Source organism: Zobellella maritima, from assembly GCF_003075035.1.
GTDB classification, from domain to species: Bacteria; Pseudomonadota; Gammaproteobacteria; order Enterobacterales; family Aeromonadaceae; genus Oceanimonas; species Oceanimonas maritima.
Genome location: NZ_QCZE01000001.1, coordinates 2279502 through 2297617, shown reverse-complemented (window position 1 = coordinate 2297617; position 18116 = coordinate 2279502). Strand labels below are relative to the sequence as shown.

Annotated in this window: 20 protein-coding genes; 6 read left to right on the top strand and 14 right to left on the bottom strand. The window is 61.0% G+C overall.

What is annotated here, in order from left to right; all coding sequences use genetic code 11:
• Positions 1-10: 10 nt before the first annotated feature.
• Positions 11-1201, top strand: coding sequence for a flagellar hook-associated protein FlgL (flgL, locus tag DCS96_RS10585; protein ID WP_116474231.1), 1191 nt, complete (start codon positions 11-13; stop codon positions 1199-1201).
• A 140-nt stretch (positions 1202-1341) separates the two neighbouring features.
• Here the strand turns inward: flgL and fliR are convergent, their stop codons facing one another.
• From fliR to fliF, 13 genes are all read right to left on the bottom strand, one after another.
• The gene (gene fliR, locus DCS96_RS10580) at positions 1342-2130 is read right to left on the bottom strand and encodes a flagellar biosynthetic protein FliR (protein ID WP_116474230.1); all 789 of its coding nucleotides are present in this window, start codon (positions 2128-2130) and stop codon (positions 1342-1344) included.
• 4 nt (positions 2131-2134) lie between these two features.
• The gene (fliQ, locus tag DCS96_RS10575; protein ID WP_116474229.1) at positions 2135-2404 is read right to left on the bottom strand and encodes a flagellar biosynthesis protein FliQ; all 270 of its coding nucleotides are present in this window, start codon (positions 2402-2404) and stop codon (positions 2135-2137) included.
• 24 nt (positions 2405-2428) lie between these two features.
• Positions 2429-3178 (bottom strand): flagellar type III secretion system pore protein FliP, encoded by a 750-nt coding sequence (gene fliP, locus DCS96_RS10570; RefSeq protein WP_116474228.1) that lies wholly within the window; start codon positions 3176-3178, stop codon positions 2429-2431.
• Between the two features lie 2 nt (positions 3179-3180).
• Positions 3181-3609 carry a flagellar biosynthetic protein FliO gene (gene fliO, locus DCS96_RS10565; protein WP_116474227.1) on the bottom strand — a complete coding sequence of 143 codons (429 nt, stop codon included), beginning with the start codon at positions 3607-3609 and terminating at the stop codon, positions 3181-3183.
• Positions 3606-4016: a flagellar motor switch protein FliN gene (gene fliN, locus DCS96_RS10560; RefSeq protein WP_232818258.1), complete on the bottom strand. Its 411-nt coding sequence runs from the start codon at positions 4014-4016 to the stop codon at positions 3606-3608. Before fliN ends, fliO begins: the two co-directional genes overlap by 4 nt.
• 61 nt (positions 4017-4077) lie before the next feature.
• Positions 4078-5127: a flagellar motor switch protein FliM gene (gene fliM / locus DCS96_RS10555; protein WP_116474225.1), complete on the bottom strand. Its 1050-nt coding sequence runs from the start codon at positions 5125-5127 to the stop codon at positions 4078-4080.
• Between the two features lie 20 nt (positions 5128-5147).
• A complete protein-coding gene (fliL, locus tag DCS96_RS10550) occupies positions 5148-5630 on the bottom strand; it encodes a flagellar basal body-associated protein FliL (protein ID WP_116474224.1) in 483 nt (160 codons plus the stop codon).
• A gap of 128 nt (positions 5631-5758) precedes the next feature.
• Complete coding sequence (locus DCS96_RS10545) at positions 5759-6859, bottom strand: flagellar hook-length control protein FliK (protein WP_116474223.1); 1101 nt, start codon at positions 6857-6859, stop codon at positions 5759-5761.
• Positions 6859-7335, bottom strand: a complete 477-nt coding sequence (gene fliJ / locus DCS96_RS10540; RefSeq protein WP_116474222.1) for a flagellar export protein FliJ — start codon at positions 7333-7335, stop codon at positions 6859-6861. The genes DCS96_RS10545 and fliJ overlap by 1 nt, the downstream gene beginning before the upstream one ends.
• Positions 7332-8726 (bottom strand): flagellar protein export ATPase FliI, encoded by a 1395-nt coding sequence (gene fliI / locus DCS96_RS10535; RefSeq protein ID WP_116474221.1) that lies wholly within the window; start codon positions 8724-8726, stop codon positions 7332-7334. Before fliI ends, fliJ begins: the two co-directional genes overlap by 4 nt.
• On the bottom strand, positions 8723-9487 hold the full coding sequence (fliH, locus tag DCS96_RS10530; RefSeq protein ID WP_116474220.1) for a flagellar assembly protein FliH: 765 nt from the start codon (positions 9485-9487) through the stop codon (positions 8723-8725). Before fliH ends, fliI begins: the two co-directional genes overlap by 4 nt.
• Positions 9480-10490, bottom strand: a complete 1011-nt coding sequence (gene fliG, locus DCS96_RS10525; RefSeq protein ID WP_116474219.1) for a flagellar motor switch protein FliG — start codon at positions 10488-10490, stop codon at positions 9480-9482. Before fliG ends, fliH begins: the two co-directional genes overlap by 8 nt.
• Positions 10483-12168 carry a flagellar basal-body MS-ring/collar protein FliF gene (gene fliF / locus DCS96_RS10520; RefSeq protein WP_116474218.1) on the bottom strand — a complete coding sequence of 562 codons (1686 nt, stop codon included), beginning with the start codon at positions 12166-12168 and terminating at the stop codon, positions 10483-10485. Before fliF ends, fliG begins: the two co-directional genes overlap by 8 nt.
• A 242-nt stretch (positions 12169-12410) precedes the next feature.
• On the opposite strand from fliF, the gene fliE reads away from it, so the two are divergent.
• Both fliE and DCS96_RS10510 read left to right on the top strand, forming a co-directional pair.
• Positions 12411-12740: a flagellar hook-basal body complex protein FliE gene (gene fliE, locus DCS96_RS10515; RefSeq protein ID WP_116474217.1), complete on the top strand. Its 330-nt coding sequence runs from the start codon at positions 12411-12413 to the stop codon at positions 12738-12740.
• Positions 12741-12915: 175 nt separating this feature from the next.
• Positions 12916-13446, top strand: a complete 531-nt coding sequence (locus DCS96_RS10510) for an REP-associated tyrosine transposase (protein WP_116474216.1) — start codon at positions 12916-12918, stop codon at positions 13444-13446.
• Positions 13447-13568: 122 nt separating this feature from the next.
• Here the strand turns inward: DCS96_RS10510 and DCS96_RS10505 are convergent, their stop codons facing one another.
• Positions 13569-15251, bottom strand: a complete 1683-nt coding sequence (locus tag DCS96_RS10505; RefSeq protein ID WP_116474215.1) for a flagellin N-terminal helical domain-containing protein — start codon at positions 15249-15251, stop codon at positions 13569-13571.
• Positions 15252-15509: 258 nt separating this feature from the next.
• Here DCS96_RS10505 and DCS96_RS10500 point away from each other — a divergent pair, with 258 nt between their 5' ends.
• The 3 genes from DCS96_RS10500 (at position 15510) to DCS96_RS10490 (ending at position 18010) form a co-directional block, all read left to right on the top strand.
• A complete protein-coding gene (locus DCS96_RS10500; RefSeq protein WP_116474214.1) occupies positions 15510-15929 on the top strand; it encodes a nucleotidyltransferase substrate binding protein in 420 nt (139 codons plus the stop codon).
• Positions 15922-16236, top strand: coding sequence for a nucleotidyltransferase domain-containing protein (locus DCS96_RS10495; RefSeq protein WP_157953621.1), 315 nt, complete (start codon positions 15922-15924; stop codon positions 16234-16236). Before DCS96_RS10500 ends, DCS96_RS10495 begins: the two co-directional genes overlap by 8 nt.
• 97 nt (positions 16237-16333) lie before the next feature.
• Positions 16334-18010: an HD domain-containing phosphohydrolase gene (locus tag DCS96_RS10490; RefSeq protein WP_116474212.1), complete on the top strand. Its 1677-nt coding sequence runs from the start codon at positions 16334-16336 to the stop codon at positions 18008-18010.
• Positions 18011-18116 lie beyond the last annotated feature (106 nt).

The following is an 18116-nucleotide window of genomic DNA, read 5'->3' as shown; positions in this document are numbered from 1 at the left end:
GAGATCTCTTATGCGTATCAGTACCCTGACCATGTTTGAACGGAATATCTCGTCGATGAACCGCCAGCAGGGAGAGTTTCTCAAGGTGGGCCAGCAGATGGCCACCGGGCGCCGGGTGGTTAACCCCTCGGACGATCCCATGGCGGCCTCCCGCGCTGTGGGGGTCAAGCAGTCGATGGCGGTCACCGAGCAATATACCCATGCCAGGGTCACGGCGCGCAACGTGCTGGCGCAGGAAGAGAGCGTGCTTAACAGCCTGGGCGACGCCATTACCCGAGCCAAGACGCTAATGATACAGGCGGCCAACGGCACCCAGGTTCATGGTGCGAATGTCAGTGAGATTCGGGGGGTATACGAGTCGATACTGGCACAGGCCAACGCCGCCGATGGCAATGGTGGCTTCCTGTTTGGCGGCTTTCAGAGCGACAGCGCCCCCTTTGTCAAAGGGAAGGACGGTAAGGTGAGCTATGTGGGGGATGACCAGGTGCGTGAGCAGCGTATTGACGCCTCCCGGCTGATGCCGGTCGGTGACAATGGGAGTACCCTCTTTCAGAGCGTCCCGGCCGGTGCCGGTTATGTGGCCGAGGCCAATGCCGCCAATGCCGGCAATGTTACCTTCACCGGCCCTGTGATGCTGGATACAACCCATCCGGATAATGGGGCCGGTTTTACGCTGACCTTCGAAGGCGGCGCCGACAGCATCAGCTACCGTATCAATGGTGGCGAGCCCCAGGCTTACACCGCCGGTCGGGCGATCCAGTTCGGTGGTCTATCCCTAAGCCTGGAAGGCACTCCGGTCTCGGGCGACAGCATCAAGGTGGGACAGGCGAAAGACATGACGCCGGATCTGTTTACCACCCTTGAGCAGGCCATCGCCGTTTTGTCGGCACCGGCAGAGACAGAGCAGCAGCAGGCGGCGCTCGGCAATACCCTGAGCACTGTGATGCGCAAGCTGGATAACAGCCTGGAAAATGTGTTGACGGTGCGCGCCTCGGTCGGCGCTCGGTTGAACGAGCTGGATATGGCCGATACGGTGGCTGACCACCGCATGCTCAACTACGAGCAGACGCTGTCGAATCTGGTGGATCTGGATTATGTGGAAGCCGCATCCAATTACAGCCTGCGTATGGTGGGCCTGCAGGCCGCTCAGAAGTCCTTTGTGGATATTCAGGGCCTGTCGCTGTTCAACTTCCTGAAATAATCACCGGGGCCGACTGCATTCCCACGCGAAGCGTGGGAATGAGGCGACTCCCGCCTGAGCCTGGCTCCCATGCTCTGCGAGGGGCCCTGCTCGTCCGGTAATGTACCTGGCCTGTCATGCCGTGTTCACCGAGGTTACCATTATAGCGGCACCATGGTTTGCACCAGCTGCTGCAGGAAGGCCATCCCCTGGCCGAACAGTCGCTGCATGAAACGCCCCAGATCCGTCATCATGACCATCAACAGCACCAGGCCGACCAGCATGGTCAGCGGAAAGCCAATCGAAAACACCGTCAGTTGCGGCGATGCCCGGTTAAGGATGCCCAGTGACAGGTTGATGATCAGCAGGGCGGACACCAGTGGCAAGGCCAGCAGCAGGCCGGAGACAAAGATGGTGCTGGCAAAGCGGGCCAACAGTTCGAAGGCATTGGTATTCAGGCCGCTGATACCGACAGGCAGAATGACAAAGGTGCCGGCCAGGATCTCGATCACCATCAGGTGGCCGTCAAAGGCCAGGAACAGCAGCAGGCTTATCATGTGCAACAACCGTGACAGCACCATGGTATTGGCGCCGGTATCAGGGGCGAAGAAGGTGGCGAAGCCGAGACCCATCTGCAGGCCGATATATTCCCCCGCTGCCGTTACCACGGCGAACAGAATATGCATGGTCAGGCCCATGGCCAGACCGATCAGCATCTGCTCGACCACAATCCCCAGCCCGGCCCAGGACATCATGGGGATATCCGGCGGGGCCGGCAGGCCAGGGGCAACAACCAGGGTCAGCAGGGCGGCCAGCCCTATCTTGACCCGATTGGGGATACTGGTATGGCCGAGCAGGGGCGCGGCTACCAGGAAGGCGCCGAGACGGATGAAGGGCCAGAAAAAGGCGACCAGCCAGCCCTGCAGCTGGGTAAAGGTGACCTCGAGCATGCTCCTACATCACCATCAACGGAATATTGGTAAACAGCTCTCGGGTAAAGTCGACGATCAGCTTCAACAGGTAGGGGCCGCTGACTACCAGCACGGCAAATACCGCCAGTATCTTGGGAATAAACGACAGCGTCATCTCGTTTATCTGGGTGGCGGCCTGAAACAGGCTGATCAGCAGGCCGACCAGCAGGGCGGTCAGCAACAGCGGGGCTGACAGCAGCAGGGTCACTCGCATGCCCTGATAGGCCAGGTTCATTACCACTTCCGGGGTCATGGCTGTCTCCCTGGGCGAGCCGCGCTAGACATGAAAACTCTGGGCCAGAGAACCGATCAGCAACTGCCAGCCATCGACCAGCACGAACAGCATCAGCTTGAACGGCAGGGAAATGGTCGCCGGCGGCACCATCATCATGCCCAGCGCCATCAGTACGCTGGCTATCACCAGGTCGATGATCAGAAACGGAATAAAGATGGTAAAGCCGATCTGAAAGGCGGTTTTCAGCTCGCTGGTGACAAAGGCCGGCATCAGTACCCGCATGGGCAGGTCTTCCGGGCCCTGTAGGGGGCCGACATCGGCCAGGCGGACAAACAGCGCCAGGTCGGCATCCCGGGTCTGGGCCAGCATAAAGTCGCGCAGGGGCTGGGCGGCCAGCGAGAAAAATGATTCCATGCCGATCTCGTCTCGGGCCAGGGGCTGCCAGGCGGTTTCATGGATCTGGCTGATAACCGGCGACATGATAAAAAAGGTCAGAAACAGCGCCAGCCCCAGCAGCACCTGGTTGGGTGGTGTTGATGGGGTTCCCAGGGCGGTGCGCAGCAGGCTGAAGATAATGATGATACGGGTAAAGCTGGTCATCAGCAGCAAGATGGCGGGCAGGAAGGCCAGGCTGCTGAGCAGCAGTAGGGTCTGCAGCTGGATGGACCACTGTTGACCGCCCTCGGCGGTGGGCTGGCTGATAATGCCCGGTAGTGTCTGGGCGGCGACGAGTGTTGGCCAGCAGCATAACCCGGCCAGCAGCAAGGCTCCGAGACAGGAAGAGCGCTTCATCTTCAGGCTCCGTTTCGCGGCGCGGCGCGGCCTTTGGCCAAGCGTTCACCGGCTTGCTGCTTTAGGGCCCGGGCGAAGCGGCCGGCAAAGCCGGGTTCAACGTCGGGTCGGTCATGCACTAAGGATGCCGGCTGTCGGGCCGGCAGCTCATGGAGCTTGGTTACCTGGCCGTTGCCGACACCCAGCACCAGCCAGGTGTCTTCCAGCTCAACCACCACCACCCGCTCCCGATTACCGAGGGCGGTGCTGGCAATGACCCTCAGATTGAGTCCGCTGCCCGAGCCCATGTTGCCCAGCCGCCTGAATAGATAGGCGCAAAGCAGGATCAGGGCAATGATCAATGCCAGCACAGCGGCCGTTTTACCTAAAACGGCCAGGCCAGGCAGGGAGCCGCCATCGGCGCCGGCAAGGGAAATAGCGGTGGCGCTCATCGATTCAACTTCTTTACCCGCTCTGCAGGGGTGACGATTTCGGTAATGCGGATACCGTACTTGTCATCCATCACCACCACTTCGCCCTGGGCGATCAGGTAGCCGTTGATCAGGATATCCATGGGTTCACCGGCCAGCCCGTCGAGTTCGAGCACCGAGCCCTGAGCCAGCTCCAGCAACTGCTTGATGGTGAGCCGGGTGCGGCCCAGTTCGACGGTCAGCTTGACCGGAATATCCAGGATCATATCCAGATCCCGGGGTGGATCGCTTTGGGTCTTGCTTTCCAGGGGCTTGAACACACTGGTGCCGGCGGGTTTTGCGGCGGTATCGGCCGGCTGCTCTTCGGTCAGGGCGGCCTGCTCTGCCAGTGCCTCGGCCCAGGGATCCTCCTGTTCGGCCAGCGCCAGGCCCTGCTGCCCGGCCATGGCCCATTCATCTGTGGTGTTACTCTGATCGGAAGGGCTGTGATCAGTCATGACGGGGCTCCTTAACTGTGGCTTGCGGTAACAGGCTTTTGACAAAATGACCGGCGTTATCGGCACCGTTGGCGGCATGATCTATGATGCGGGTGATACGCAGGGCCCGTTGTTCTTTCTGGCTGCCGAACTCGCATTCCAGCACGGGCACATCGTCGACACGGGCGAACACGGTATCGGGCAGTTCCATGGGCAGCACGTCGCCGACCTTGAGCGCCATAACCTGGGAAAGGCGAGAGGGCAGGGTAACAAAATCGGCAACCAGCTCCACCTCGGTATGTTTTATTTCACCGGCCATGCGTTGGGTCCATATGCCGTCATCGCTGTTCCCTATGGTGTCGGTCTGCAGTTTATTCAGCTTGTCACGCAAGGGTTCCAGCATGGCATAGGGCATACAGATCTGAAAATCACTGGACAGGTTACCGATTTCCATATGGAAGCGGGTGCTGACTACTATGTCGGCGGGCGTGTTGGTGATATTGGCGAAGCGGGTCTGCATTTCTGAACGCAGGTAGCTGATTTCCAAGGGGAAGATGGACTTCCAGGCGTCCTGATAGGCTTCGATGGTCAGGTTCAGGATACGCTTGATGATGCGTTGCTCTGTGTTGGTGAACTCACGCCCTTCGGACTGGATGAGAAAGCGACCGTCTCCGCCAAACAGATTTTCCACCACCATGAAGATCAGGCTGGGGGGAAAGACCACCAGTGCGGAGCCCCGCAGGGGTTTCATGGCGATCAGGTTGATATTGGCCGGCACAGGTACATTGCGCGCGAAGTCGCTATAGCTTTGGTGACGCATGGACTCTACCGTGATGTCGGCATTGCGTCGTATCAGGTTGAATAACCCGACACGGAACTGTCTGGCGAAGCGTTCGTTAATGACATCCAGCGCATGCAGCCGCTCACGGACAACCCTGTGTTGGCTGGCGGGATCAAACAGGCGCACTTTCGGGGCCTTGCCGTTGCCGCCATCTTCTTCATCAAAGACACCATTGAGCAGGGCATCGATTTCTTGCTGTGACAGCTGTTCGTCTTTAGACATGACGTAATGACACTGGCCGGCTACTGAACGATAAATTCGGTAAAGAGCACGTCATCGATCAGCAACTCCGGCTGGGCATCGGTCATGGGCCGGCGTAGCTGTTCGAGGATGCTCTGAGCCAGCTGCTGCTTGCCGCTGGCGGAGGTTAGTGTGTCTGCCTGTTGCCCCGAGAGCAGGAGCAACAGGCGATTGCGCACCTGGGGCATATGGCTGGCGAGCTGCGCTTCGGTGTCGCTGTTGCCCACCAGCAGGGTCAGGCCGGTGTAGAGCAGACGCGGACCATAGCGATCGGGCTGCAGGTTTACCGTGAAAGGGGCTATCTTGACAAAAATGGGCTCGGCAGCACGTTTGGCAGCCTTGTTTTCGGCCGTGTCGGTCCCGGTTTGGGCGTTGTTCAGGTTTTGCAGCAGAAAGTAGGCATTTACCCCGGTTACCGCAACCATGATCAGCACCATCAGGGCGATAAGCCATTTCGTTTTTCCCTTGCCTTTGGCATCTGCCATTTTATTACCCTTTGTCTTGCTGTCTGTAAGTTATGGTGTTCATGCGGTCCGGCAGTATACCGGAAAAGGCGCCTGTCCGTTGACCGGAAAAGCGTGGCCAGGCCGGCTTATCTTCCTCGATTGGATGTTCAGGCATACAGATCCACGCGGCCATTCGGTAGCAGCGGCTGTACCGTCACCGCATGCCGAGCGGCTTGCTCCGTTTCTTCCTCCGGCTGGGGGGCCCTGGTCAACGGGGCCGGAGCGGCCTGTTCACGGGCAAACGACTGGCCCTGTTCCCCCACCGAGGCTTCACCCAGGCTGATGCCCTGCTCGGCCAGCGCCTCGCGCAGTTGGGGGATGGCCTGTTCCACCGCCTGGCGCACAGGACCATGGGCGGATAAAAACTGTACCTGGGCGTCTTGCTCGGTCAGTTTCAGGCTGACCCGCAGGGGCCCCAGCTCGGCCGGATTAAGGTGCAGCTCTATGCTTTGATCCGAATGCAGTGCCAGGCTGACCAGCTGCCGGCCAAGCTGTTGTAGCCAGGCCGGGCTGGCAATCGGCGCGGGCAGGGTGACCATGCCCGCGGGGGCATGGTGCTGAGTGCTGCCCGCCGATGGGGGGGCAGAGCTCATGGTCGGCAGGCCTCCCCGCTCATCCCCCATCACCGCCTCCGGGGTCAGGGAGCCGACGCTCAGCGGGGCAGGCTCCGCACCCTCGACCATGACTGTTTCTGGTGTCAGTGGATCGGCCTGAGCAGACCTATTGAGGGCCGTTGCGGTCAGGGGGCTGATGGTCAGGGGGGAATGCGCATCTCCCCCGGCCGGTGCCATGGGCTTGGCAGGCGCCGTTTGCTGCCTGCCGACCTGTTCCATCAATGACAGTCGCTGGCGGATATTTTCCAGTGCCGGGGGCAGGCCGCCGGTATCTGGTTCTGGCTCTGTCGTTGCTTCTGTCGATACAGGTACAGACGAGGGGGTGGCTCCACCGGAAAACGCCATGGCCAATAGCAGCCCGTTATCCTGGGGCGGGATCTGGATGGCGGCTGGGGCCTGTTCCGGGACGGAATCCGGCTGCTCGGCCTCCGCTTTTTTCAGACTAGGCCTATTGGCCTCCGCCTTCTGGTCGGCGGTTTTTTCGTGCCGGGCCAGCCGCTGGGCAAACGTCTCTTCGGGCGCCACCTGGCGTGATGCTGCCGGTGCGGGCGTGGTGGCCGGGCCTGTGTTGTTCAAGGCGCTGATCTCTACCATCAGTAGTCCTTTGCTTCCGTCTCGTTTAACCCGCGCGCACCCTGGCGAGCCAGGGCGTTGGTGGTCAGCTCATCACTCTGGCGCAGCTCATGGCGCAGGGCCTGTCGTTGAAATTCGACCGATCGGCGCTGGATCAGGGTGGTATAGGAAGACAGGCGTTGCTGTTGCTGCTGCCAGTGTTGCTGACCGGCCGTGACCCTTTGTTGTTGCTGGTTGATAGATTGTTGGGCCCGGGTGATGGAGGCATCCAGCGAGCCGAGAAACTGCTGGTAATTGTGCAGGGTGGCCGGATCTATACCGGTGCACAGTAACTGCTGCAGGCGCCCGGCATACTCCTGCCGGTAGTGATTGAGGGTCTGCAGCTGGGTGCGCAGCTGGGTTTCGTTGTGCCGCTCGGCGGCCAGTAGCTGACCGGCCTTGTCTCTGGCCTCCCGGGCCAGCTCTATCAGGGTATGCAGGGGGCTGGCGGATGTCATGACTGGGCTCCAAACAAGGCGGCCATGGCCTGATGGGTGATGTCGAGATCGGCGTGATCGTGAATAGCTTGTTGCAGGAAGCCTTCCAGCCGGGGATAGAGCTGCACCGCTTGGTCGAGCAGGGCATCCTTGCCCGGGCTGTAGGCGCCGACGCTGATTAGATCCCGGTTGCGCTGGTAGCGGGAGTACAGCTGTTTGAACTGCTGAGCCTGTTGCAGCCGGGCAGGCGATATGATGGCGCTCATCACCCGGCTGATGGAGGCCTCGATATCGATGGCCGGATAGTGTCCGGCCTCGGCCAGCGATCGAGACAGCACGATATGGCCATCGAGGATGGCCCGCGCCGAGTCGGCAATGGGATCCTGCTGATCGTCCCCTTCGGTCAGCACCGTATAGAAGGCGGTAATGGATCCACCGCCGGGGGGACCATTGCCGGTGCGCTCTACCAGGCCCGGCAGCTTGGCGAACACCGAGGGCGGGTAGCCCTTGGTGGCCGGGGGTTCGCCGATGGCCAGGGCAATTTCCCGCTGGGCCATGGCGTAGCGAGTCAGGGAGTCCATGATCAGCAGCACATCAAGGCCCTGATCGCGAAAGTCCTCTGCCAGGCGGGTGGCATAGGCGGCGCCCTGTAGCCGTTGCAGTGGTGAAGTGTCTGCCGGAGCGGCGACCACCACGGCGCGGCGGCGGCCTTCTTCACCCAGGATATTATCGATAAAGTCCTGTACTTCTCGACCCCGCTCACCGATCAGGCCGACCACGATGACATCTGCCCGGGTATAGCGGGCCATCATGCCCAGCAACACCGATTTACCGACACCGGAGCCGGCAAACAGCCCCATGCGCTGACCCCGACCGACGGCAAGCAGGCCATTGATGGCCCGGATGCCTACATCTATCTGGGTGTCGATAGGCGCCCTCATCAGCGGGTTGAGGGGCTTCGTGGCCAGCGGTGCCCGGGGGGCGTTATCCACCGGCCCCTTGCCATCCAGGGGACGGCCATTGCCGTCCAGCACCCGGCCCAGCAGGGATTCACCCAGGGGAAAGCGGCGGGCACCGGAGGCAGTACCTTCCCCCAGCGGAAACACCCGGGCTCCCGGCGCCAGGCCGTTGAGCTCTGCCAGGGGCATCAGGAACAATCGCTCCCCGGCAAAGCCCACTACCTCGGCTTCGGCGACGCGACCCTGGGGGGAGCCATCCGGGCATGACAGCTCGATGCGACAGGCGCTGCCCAGAGGGATCCTGAGTCCGGTTGCCTCCAGCACCATGCCGGTGGCACGGACAATGCGACCGCTGGCCCGATAGCCGGGCAGGGTCTCGATGTGGTTGCCGACCCGGGCCAGTATGTGCTGCCAGCGGCGTAGATGAGGGTTGGCGACGGTGGCTTGGGTCATAAAGGCGGGTTGTTTTCCGACTGGGACTCGGTGTTACGAGGGGGCCGCAGCTGGTTGGTAATGGCCTGCCAGCGGCTTTCCTGGCTGGCGTCCAGCTCGCCGCTGACGCTGGTGACGCGACAGCCGCCGCGATCCAGTTGTTCATCGGGTTGCAGCTGCCAGCCGGCGGCATCCAGTTCACCGCACAGGTGAGTCTGCACCAGCGCCAGATCTGCCGGGTGCAGCCATAACCGAGGGGTGCCGGACAGGGCCGGCTCCAGCTGCAACAACTCATGTACCAGCACCAGCACCTGTTCCGGTCGGGCGGTGAGGGCGTCTGCCGCCAGTTGCCGGCCGGTTTTCAGGGCCAGCTCGACCAGGGCCTGGGCGATATCATCATCCAGGCTGACCAGGGCCGCGCTGAAGTTCTGTGCCAGCGGCAGCAGGGGAGCCAGCGCCTGCCGGGCCTGTTCACGGCCTTGTTCGGCGCCATCGGCCAGCCCCTGTGCCAGTCCCTGGGCATAGCCTTCCTTGTGTCCGGCTTCCAGGCCTTCCCGGTAGCCCTGCTCATGAGCCTGCCGGCGGGCCTGTTCCCGCAGCATTTCAAGCTCTTTGTGCAGGTCGGGTTTCTGCCGGGGGGTGGGGGCCTGCTGGTCCGGCACCGGGGATGACGGTCGCGCCGGGCTGGGGCGGTTCAGCTGCCCCATTTGCCAAGGCTGCCAGGCTCCGTGTTGTGCTGCAGTGGCATCCGGGCGAGCATCGGATTCGGGCGTTTTAGACATACCCCTCGTCGCCTCCATCCAGCACTATCCTGCCGCTGTCCACCAGGCGCTTGACCACCTGCAACAGGGCCTTCTGTTCGCTCTCTACCACAGAGCGCCGCAGGGGACCCTTGGCATCCATTTCTTCGCACATCAACTTGGCGGCGCGCTGGGACATGTTGCTCATGAACTTGATCATCAGCTCTTCGTTGGCGCCCTTGAGCGCGATCATCAGGCTTTCCGGATCAACTTCCTGGAGCAGGACCTGTATGCTGCTATCGTCCAGATCCTGCAGGTTTTCGAACAGCAGCATTTCGTCGAGGATCTTCTGGGCCAGGTCTTCGCTGTGGGTGCGGATGTTGTCGATCACGGCCTCTTCGTGGCTGCTGCTCATCCGGCCCAGAATATCGGCCGCCGTCTTGACGCCGCCCATCTTGCCGCGCTTCAGGCTCTGGCCGCTCAGTATGCCGCCCAGCATCTCATTGAGTTCCTGGAGGGCGGCGGGTTGCACGCCGGTGAAGGTGGCAATACGCACCATCACCTCATTGCGCAGCCGCTCATTGAATTGCTCGAGTATATCCGAGGCCTGGGCTGCTTCCAGGTGGACCATGATGGTGGTGATGATCTGCGGGTGTTCATCGCGGATCAGTTCGGCAACCACCGAAGCTTCCATCAGGTTGAGGGCGTCGATACCGGTATTTTTATGTTGCTGTTCGTTTGCATCCTCGAACAGGCTGTTGGCCCGCTTGTCGCCCAGCGCCTTGCTCAGTACATTTTGGAAATGCTCATTGGGATGCAGGTTGATATCGGAGAAGCCTTCCACTTCCTGGGTGAATTCCCGCAATATCTGGCGTATTGAATCCTGGGTGAGCTTGCTCAGGTTGTTCATTTCCTTGGTCAGCTGGGTGACCTCGCTGGCCGAGAAATTCTTGAATACCTCGACCGCGCTGTCTTCGTTCAGCGCCATCAGCAGCACGGCACCCCGGCGGGCACCATTGATATCAAGGGGGAGATTGTCACTCATATTTGTTTATCCAACTGCGAATGATCATGGCGACCAGACGAGGGTCATCCTGGGCCAGTTTGCGGAGCAGGGCGAGTTGCTGCTCGTGGGTCTGGGTCTTGCGTTTCTGCAGCACCTGCTCATAGGTGATTTCGGGCACCGGCTCGGGTTCCGCTTCGTCATTCGGTTCATCCCCCACGGTCACCTGAATGCCGGTCGGCTCCTGAGGCGGCGCATAGCGGCGCAGCAAGGGCCGCAGCAGTAGCAGGTAAAGCAGCAGTGCGGCCAGGCCGACCAGCAGATAACGGCCGAAGGTCAGCGTCAGCCACTGCAGCGACGGCGATTCCCACCATTCCAGGGGCGCCAGCTCCGTTTCCTGCTCTATGAACAGGCTGTTGACCACTTCCAGCTGATCGCCGCGGACCTCGGAAAAGCCCATGGCCTGGCGGGCCAGACGGGTGATATGGTCAAGCTCGGTGTCGCTGAGCGGGGTCTGAATGTATTCGCCGCCCTCGCCGGGCAGGGCCCGGTAGTTGACCACTACCGCCACCGACAGCCGCTTGATATGGCCCCGGCGGTACTTGATATGGGAGATATTGCGATCCACTTCGTAGTTGATCACCTTGTTCGACTGGCGCTGGTCGTAGGCGGCGTCCGCTGCCGACGGTTGAGCTGCGTCGGCCGGCTGCTCGATGGGTGATGGGCTGCTGCCCGGCGGCACATTGCTGAGCGCCCCGGGGATCCCCCGGGCCAGTTCATCCATTCCCTGGTAGTTGGCACTGTGCTGGGCGCTGCGCACGGCAGCCGGGTTGGCCCCCTGGTTGGGGGAGAAGCGTTCGGAGGTTTCTTCCCGCCGGGAAAAGTCGATCTCGGCGGCGACCTGGGCCCGCACATTTTGGGCACCCATGATGGGGGCCAGAATATTTTCGATACGCTGCTGGTAGGAGCGTTCCACTTCTTCGATATAGCCGAGCTGGGTGCCGTCCAGATCGCCCATGGTTTTGCTGCTCCGGGACAACAGCTTGCCACGCTGGTCGACCAGGGTGACGTCGGCCGCCGCCAACTCGGGTACGCTGCCCGAGACCATATGCACAATGGCGCTGATCTGACCCTCATCGAGGAAGCGCCCCGGATGCAGGTTCAGCACCACGGACGCCTTGGCCGGCTCCTGATCGCGGATAAAGACCGATGACTTGGCCATGGCCAGGTGAACCCGGGCGCGGGCTACCGGGCCAAGAGATTCGATTGAGCTGGCCAGCTCCCCTTCCAGTGCCCGCTGAAAGTTGATCTGCTCGGCAAACTGGCTGATACCGAAGGCCTGTTCATCCAGCAGCGAAAAACCGGAATTACTGCTCTGGGGCAGGCCCTGCTCGGCAAGCTGCAGGCGCAGGCTGTGCACCTGATCGCCGGGCACCAGCAGGCTGTGCCCGCCTTCGCTGAAGCGATAGGGAATGGCTCTTTTGTCCAGCTCGCTGATGATGCGCCCGCCGTCGGCTTCGCTCAGGTTGTTGAACAGTACCCGGTATTCCGGGCTGCTGGCCCACAACAGCAGGGCAATGATAATGGCCACAACAGCAGCGCCGGCCATCAGCAGGGGCACCAGGGGATTATTGCGCGCACGGGCCATCAGCCGGCCGACGCCAGTCGCTTGTGGGGTTGTGCTCTGGCGTGAGGGGTCGGTAGTGGCGGTTTGGTTCATGCCCCCCCCCGTAGCAGGAAGGCGTACCCAACCGGAGTATATGCAGGCATGAAAGCCGGAGGCATGGTTACATCCGTCAGTTACGACCGCCCGTGTGGGCCGATCTGGGTGAGAGTGTCATTATGCGCAGTGGCACAGGGTCCAATGGATTGAAAAGACGGCATTTTAGCCGTCAATTGGTGATATGGCCAGCGGCCGGGGCTGTTAGTCTTGACCCCCTGAATGTTAACAAGGCAATCCTTATGAGTGTGCCAGCGATTGAATCGACCCTGCAGCAGATGGCAAGCCTGGCCACCGGGGCTGCCGGCCGGCCGGCCGAAGACGCATCCCAGCTCAAGGGAACCGGACCGGGCAGCTTCGGCGGCGAACTGAAGGCCGCGGTCGAGCGTATCAATGAACTGCAGCAGGCTGCCGGCGAAAAGGCGACGGCGTTTCAGGCCGGCGCCCCCGATGTGGCCCTGCACGAGGTGATGGTCGATATGCAAAAGGCCAGCGTCGCTTTCCAGATGGGGGTGCAGGTCAGAAACCGCCTGGTCAGCGCCTACAAGGATGTGATGAATATGCCGGTGTGAGTGGCCTTCATCCGCCTCGTTCCCACGCTCTGTCCAGCCTCGTTCCCACGCTCCGCGTGGGAATGCAGTCGCTTAGCGTGGGAATGCCTGCGGCACGGAAACCTAGGCTGGTTTGAAACGCTTGCCAGCCGGATCGTCTACACTCTGACAATCTCCACCAACAGCAAGGCTCCTCATGGGCAGAAGCCGCTACCGGATCACCGAGGCGGGTGCGCCCCACTTTTTGACCTGCACCGTGCTCCACTGGATCCCTGTTTTTACCCGTCCGGCAACGGTGGACATAGTGCTGGGCAGCCTGCGGTATCTGCAGCAACAGGGGCTATGCATTTACGCCTGGGTGATACTGGAAAATGATCTGCACCTGGTGGCCCAGAGCGATGATCTGGGCCGGGATCTGGCCCGCTTCAAATCCTATACCGCCCGCAGCCTGCTCGATTACCTGCGGCAACACAGGGTGACCATGCTGCTGGAGCAGCTGGCCTATTACAAGAAAGCCCACAAGGCAGACAGGCGCTACCAGTTTTGGCAGGAAGGGAGTCATCCTGAGCTGGTCTTTAGTGACGAGATGATGCGCCAGAAAATCGAGTACATTCACCAGAATCCGGTGAAAAGAGGCTATGTCAGCGAGCCAGAGCACTGGCGCTACTCCAGTGCCCGCCATTACGCAGGCCAGCCGGGGCTGCTCGAGGTGACCACCCGCTGGTAAAGCGGCTCTCCGTGTGGATTGGGCTCCCACGCAGAGCGTGGGAGCCAGGCAAGAAAAAGGTGGAGCCAAGGCCCCACCCGATTCTCGTTCCCACGCTCCGCGTGGGAATGCCAGCTCCCGGCTTAGCCCAGCAGCGACAGCACGCTTTGGGGCATCTGGTTGGCCTGGGCCAGCACAGAAGTACCCGCCTGCTGCAGTATCTGGGCCCGGGTCATATTGGCCACTTCCACCGCATAGTCCGCATCCTCGATACGGGAGCGGGCGGAAGACAGGTTATTCTGGTTGGTCTGCATATTGGTAATGGCGGAGTCAAAGCGGTTTTGAATGGCACCCATATTGGAACGCAGCGAGTCCACCTGATTCAGGGCGGCGTCCAGTACCTTGAGCGGGTCTTCTGTATTGTCACCGGCGGTGGTGGCATCAAAGGTCAGGGTGCCGCCCGCATCCTTATAAAGCTGAGCGCCCTGGCCATCGGTAATAATGCCATTGGCCTGCTCGTAATAGGTGGTGGTGGTGGTCGTGCTAGCATCGGTAGTCAAAGTGCTGTCAGAGGCACGGAAATTAACATTAGCAGAATTGGACGTCAGTTTTACCGTACCGACACCATCAGCACCAGCCGCAACGGTGTAACCCGTGCTGGTAGTGAAAGCCTCATTCAGGGCATCAAATGCGGTACTACTGATGGTTGCGCCGGTAACGTCTAGGGTAGCTGTGTTACTAGTAAAGGTAGTACCACCCATGGTGATTTTGTCGACGCCATCTGTATCAGTTGCGATAGCGGTAGTCAGATCATCAATTGTGGCTTGACCGAGGCCGCCAGCGTTGTTGGTGGTGAGGTTACCACTGCCATCAAGATACAAGGCCTGACCGTCTTTGGTGGTCAGGTTACCAGTGGCACCGTCAACATTCGCGTCGGTATTTGCGCCGCCGATGGTGGCGGTAATGGTGGTGCTGCCACCGGCAGCGGCTGCTGCGGCTTTGATGTAAGTGGCCGCAGCTGAGTCAGCTGCACCTGTAGCATCAAAAGTAAAGGAGTCGGAAGTGGCATTGTAGGTGTAGTTATTGCCAGTGGCAGCCACACCCAGGCCGGTGGTGGTTGCTGTACTGCTGATCGAGTTGGTATCAACCAGGCTGTCCAGTGCATTGGTTGCGGTGGCGGCCGAGTGGGTTTCAGTACTGTCTTTGCTCCAAACTTTGGTGCCGTTGTCACCGTTTACGGAGGCAAAGCCATCGTCGGTCAAATCGCTGGCGTTAGCTGCGGTGTTGGCGACGTCGGCTTTGTTGATATTAAAACCGTCCAGCTTCATGGCACCTCTGTCGATTTTTTTCAGCCCTACGCCGATAGACTGGCCATCATTGGCGCCCACCTGGATTTTCAGTGTCTGGTCGCTGGCCAGTACCTTGGTCCCATTGAACTCGGTTTGCTCTGAAATACGGTCTATTTCATCCAGGCGCTGAGTGATTTCATTCTGGATGGAGTCGAGTGCATCCTGGGAGTTGGTGCCGTTCTGGGCCTGTACGGTCAACTCCCGCACCCGCTGCAGGTTGTCATTGATCTGGTTGAGGGCGCCTTCGGCGGTCTGGGCCAGGGAGATACCATCGTTGGCGTTGCGCTGGGCCTGAGCCAGGCCTGTGATCTGGGCGCTCATGCGGTTGGCGATGGCCTGGCCGGCGGAGTCGTCCTTGGCGCTGTTGATGCGCATGCCGGAAGATAGCCGCTCCATGGCGGTAGACAGGGCATTCTGCGACTTGCTCAGGTTTTGCTGACTGATCAGCGAGGTGATGTTGGTATTGATCACTGACATAATAGTGTCCTTTCTTGCTGCAGAGCCGGCGGCTCCGGGAGTAACGCTCGTTTGCCTGGCCGTACTCGTTCCGGTCTGTCAGGCGGTTATGGTTACTATCGGGCGCGGCCGGCGAACCTTTAGGGCTAGGCGCAAATTTTTTGTTGTTGTTTGAGCTCATGTCCGGGTAGAAGCCAGTTGCTGGTGGAGCACGGGAGCCGGATGGAGGGTATACTCACAGGCGTAGAGCCATGCTGAGGGCAGCAACAGGAGCAAGAAATGCTGGATTTATCTTCTTTTGAAAAAGCACTGGCGGCACTGGGCGAGGCGATTGAAGCCACCGCTTCGCCGGAACTTAAGCGGCTGATGACCCCGGCCCAGTATCATACCCTGCGGGCCGGGCTGGTGCAGAGCTTTGAGTTTACCTACGAGCTGAGCTGGAAGTTTATCAAGCGCTGGCTCGAGGCCAACCTGGGTGCCGTGTATGTGGATGGTGTTTCTCGGCGGGAACTGTTCCGGATTGCGGCGGAACACCGGCTGATAGATGATGTGGAGCAATGGGTCTTTTTTCACAAGCTGCGCAATCTTACCTCTCATACCTATGATCAGGACACGGCAAACGAGGTGTGCGAAGGCGCGGTGCTTTTTTATCGGCAGGCAGAAGGGCTGCTCTCGGTGCTGGCATCCCGCAATGATTGAATGGACTCAGGCGCAGCAGCAGCTGGTGGTGGATATCTTGCGTCGCCATCTGCCGACCGGTGTACGGGTCCATGCGTTTGGCTCCCGGACCCGGCCCGGACAGAGCCGGCCTTATTCCGATCTGGACTTGCTGCTAACGGGGCCAGGCAAGTTGTCTCGCGGATTGTTGTTTACGCTCGAAGAAGCATTTGAATTATCGGCACTGCCCTATCGGGTGGATATTGTCGATGCCCACCGTATTGCCCCGTCTTTTCTCGCAGCCATCCAGGCTGCCAGCGAGCCAGTGCCGTTGTCGGTAACAGGCTGATACCTGAGTCGGTATCGATCTGCGGAGTTTTTCTTTCTAAAGTCATGGCAGGGGCGGCCGATAAGTCAGCTATGTGCTCACCGCTTCGGTTACCCTCATGGCTCACGCCGATCACGACTTCAGCCCTGTGGTCAACCCAACCCATCTGCAATCGCTGCTCGATGCCCTGTGCCGGCCGGGCGCTGCCTCGCTGCTGCCGGAATCGTCGGACGGCCAGCCGCTGCCGGTGGTGGTCGAGCCGCAGCCGGGGCCGTCTCTGTTGCTGGAACTTGCCGCCGGCCACGAGCTGGCCGCCGAGCTGATTAATGGGATGCCGTTTCGCCTGCTGGGCCAGCATCAGCAGGGGCTATTGCGCACCCCGCCGCTGACCCTGCGCGACGGTCAGGAGCGGGAGGGCCGGCTGCAGGGCCGGTGCGATTATCCCGCCGGGCTGGAGCTGATGCAGCGGCGAGACAACTTTCGGGCCCGCCTGCGGCTCGGTATGACGGTCGAGGTGAGCCTGCAGGCCCTGGGCTCTGATGCCACCCTGCAGGGCCGGCTCAGGGATCTGTCGCTGACCGGTTGCCGGGTCGAATGCCGGCCGATCGCCGGGGTAACCGACAGCCTGGATGACAATCCCTTGCCCCTGACGCTGCGCTTTCCCGATGGGCAGCAGTTTGCCGTCGAGGGGGTGATACGCAACCGACGGGTCGATGATGAGCGCAGGCTTGTCGCCTTCGGCATTGCATTTATCCCGGGTACGCCGGAGCGGGAGCAGCGGCTCTGGTATCTGGTGCGTGAAATCGAACGGGAAGCGGCCCGCTGTGCGCAGGCCGAGCAGGGCGCGCGGATGGCTTCCCCGTTGTTTCAGGCCGATGGCGGCGCACTGGGCCGGCGTCATGGTCGGGAGCAAGCCACACCCATGGTCCGCCGCTTGAGCTGCCTGGCCGCCTACCTGGAATTGCAACAGCTGGCACTGCGGCAGGAAGGCTGCATAGACTCGCCATCCCTGTCGCGCCATGCGGAGCTGTTGCTGACCCTGCTGGACGAAGACCGCGAGGCATTGCTGTTCGCCACCGTCTGCCTGGAGCAAGAGTCGCCGCTGATCCGCCATTGCCTGAGCGTGGCGGTGCGGCTGGTGGATATGGTCGGGGGGCGTGGTTTCCCCGGTGAGCTGCGCAAGGCCCTGGCAGCCAGCGCCCTGGTGCATGATCTGGGCAAGTCACTGCTGCCGCCAGAACTGCTGGCAGCGCCCAGGCTGAATGATGACCAGTACCAAGATGTTAAGTCTCATGTGGCCCTGTTGCAGGCGCGCCTGTCTGCCTGTGAGTGGCTGCCGCCGGCGGTGCTGAGTGCCGTGGTCGGCGGCGCCAACGAGCGGCTGGACGGCAGTGGCTACCCCGCAGGCATGGCGGGAGACATGCTGCATGAGCTGACCCGGCTGACGGCGGTAGTCGATACCGTGGATGCCATGGGCCGGCCCCGGCCGGATCGGCCCGCCCATGATATTAATGCTATTTACCGGCATCTGCTCGGCCATCCGCAGCAATATGATGAACGCTGGGTAAGACGTTATATGCGGCATTTTGGCCGCTGGCCTGTTGGGTCGCTGGTTCGCTATGGCGGTGGCGAGTTGGCCTGGGTGCAGCGGCTTGATGGCAACAAGCGGCCGAACCAGGTGCAACTGGCCTCTGCACCCGTTTCACCCGGAGCAGACGCGGGTCGGGTGTTGCGGCAGGGAGAGCTGGCCCGTCTGGGCCCGATAATGGAAATCGTGATGCCGGTTGCCGGTTAAAGTCGGCCGAACCGGTGCCGATAATGTGAAATAACGATAAATGATGCGCTTTTCTGGCCGCTGATCTCGGAGGTCGGGCGTCAGAATAGGGCGTTACAAGCAGGGG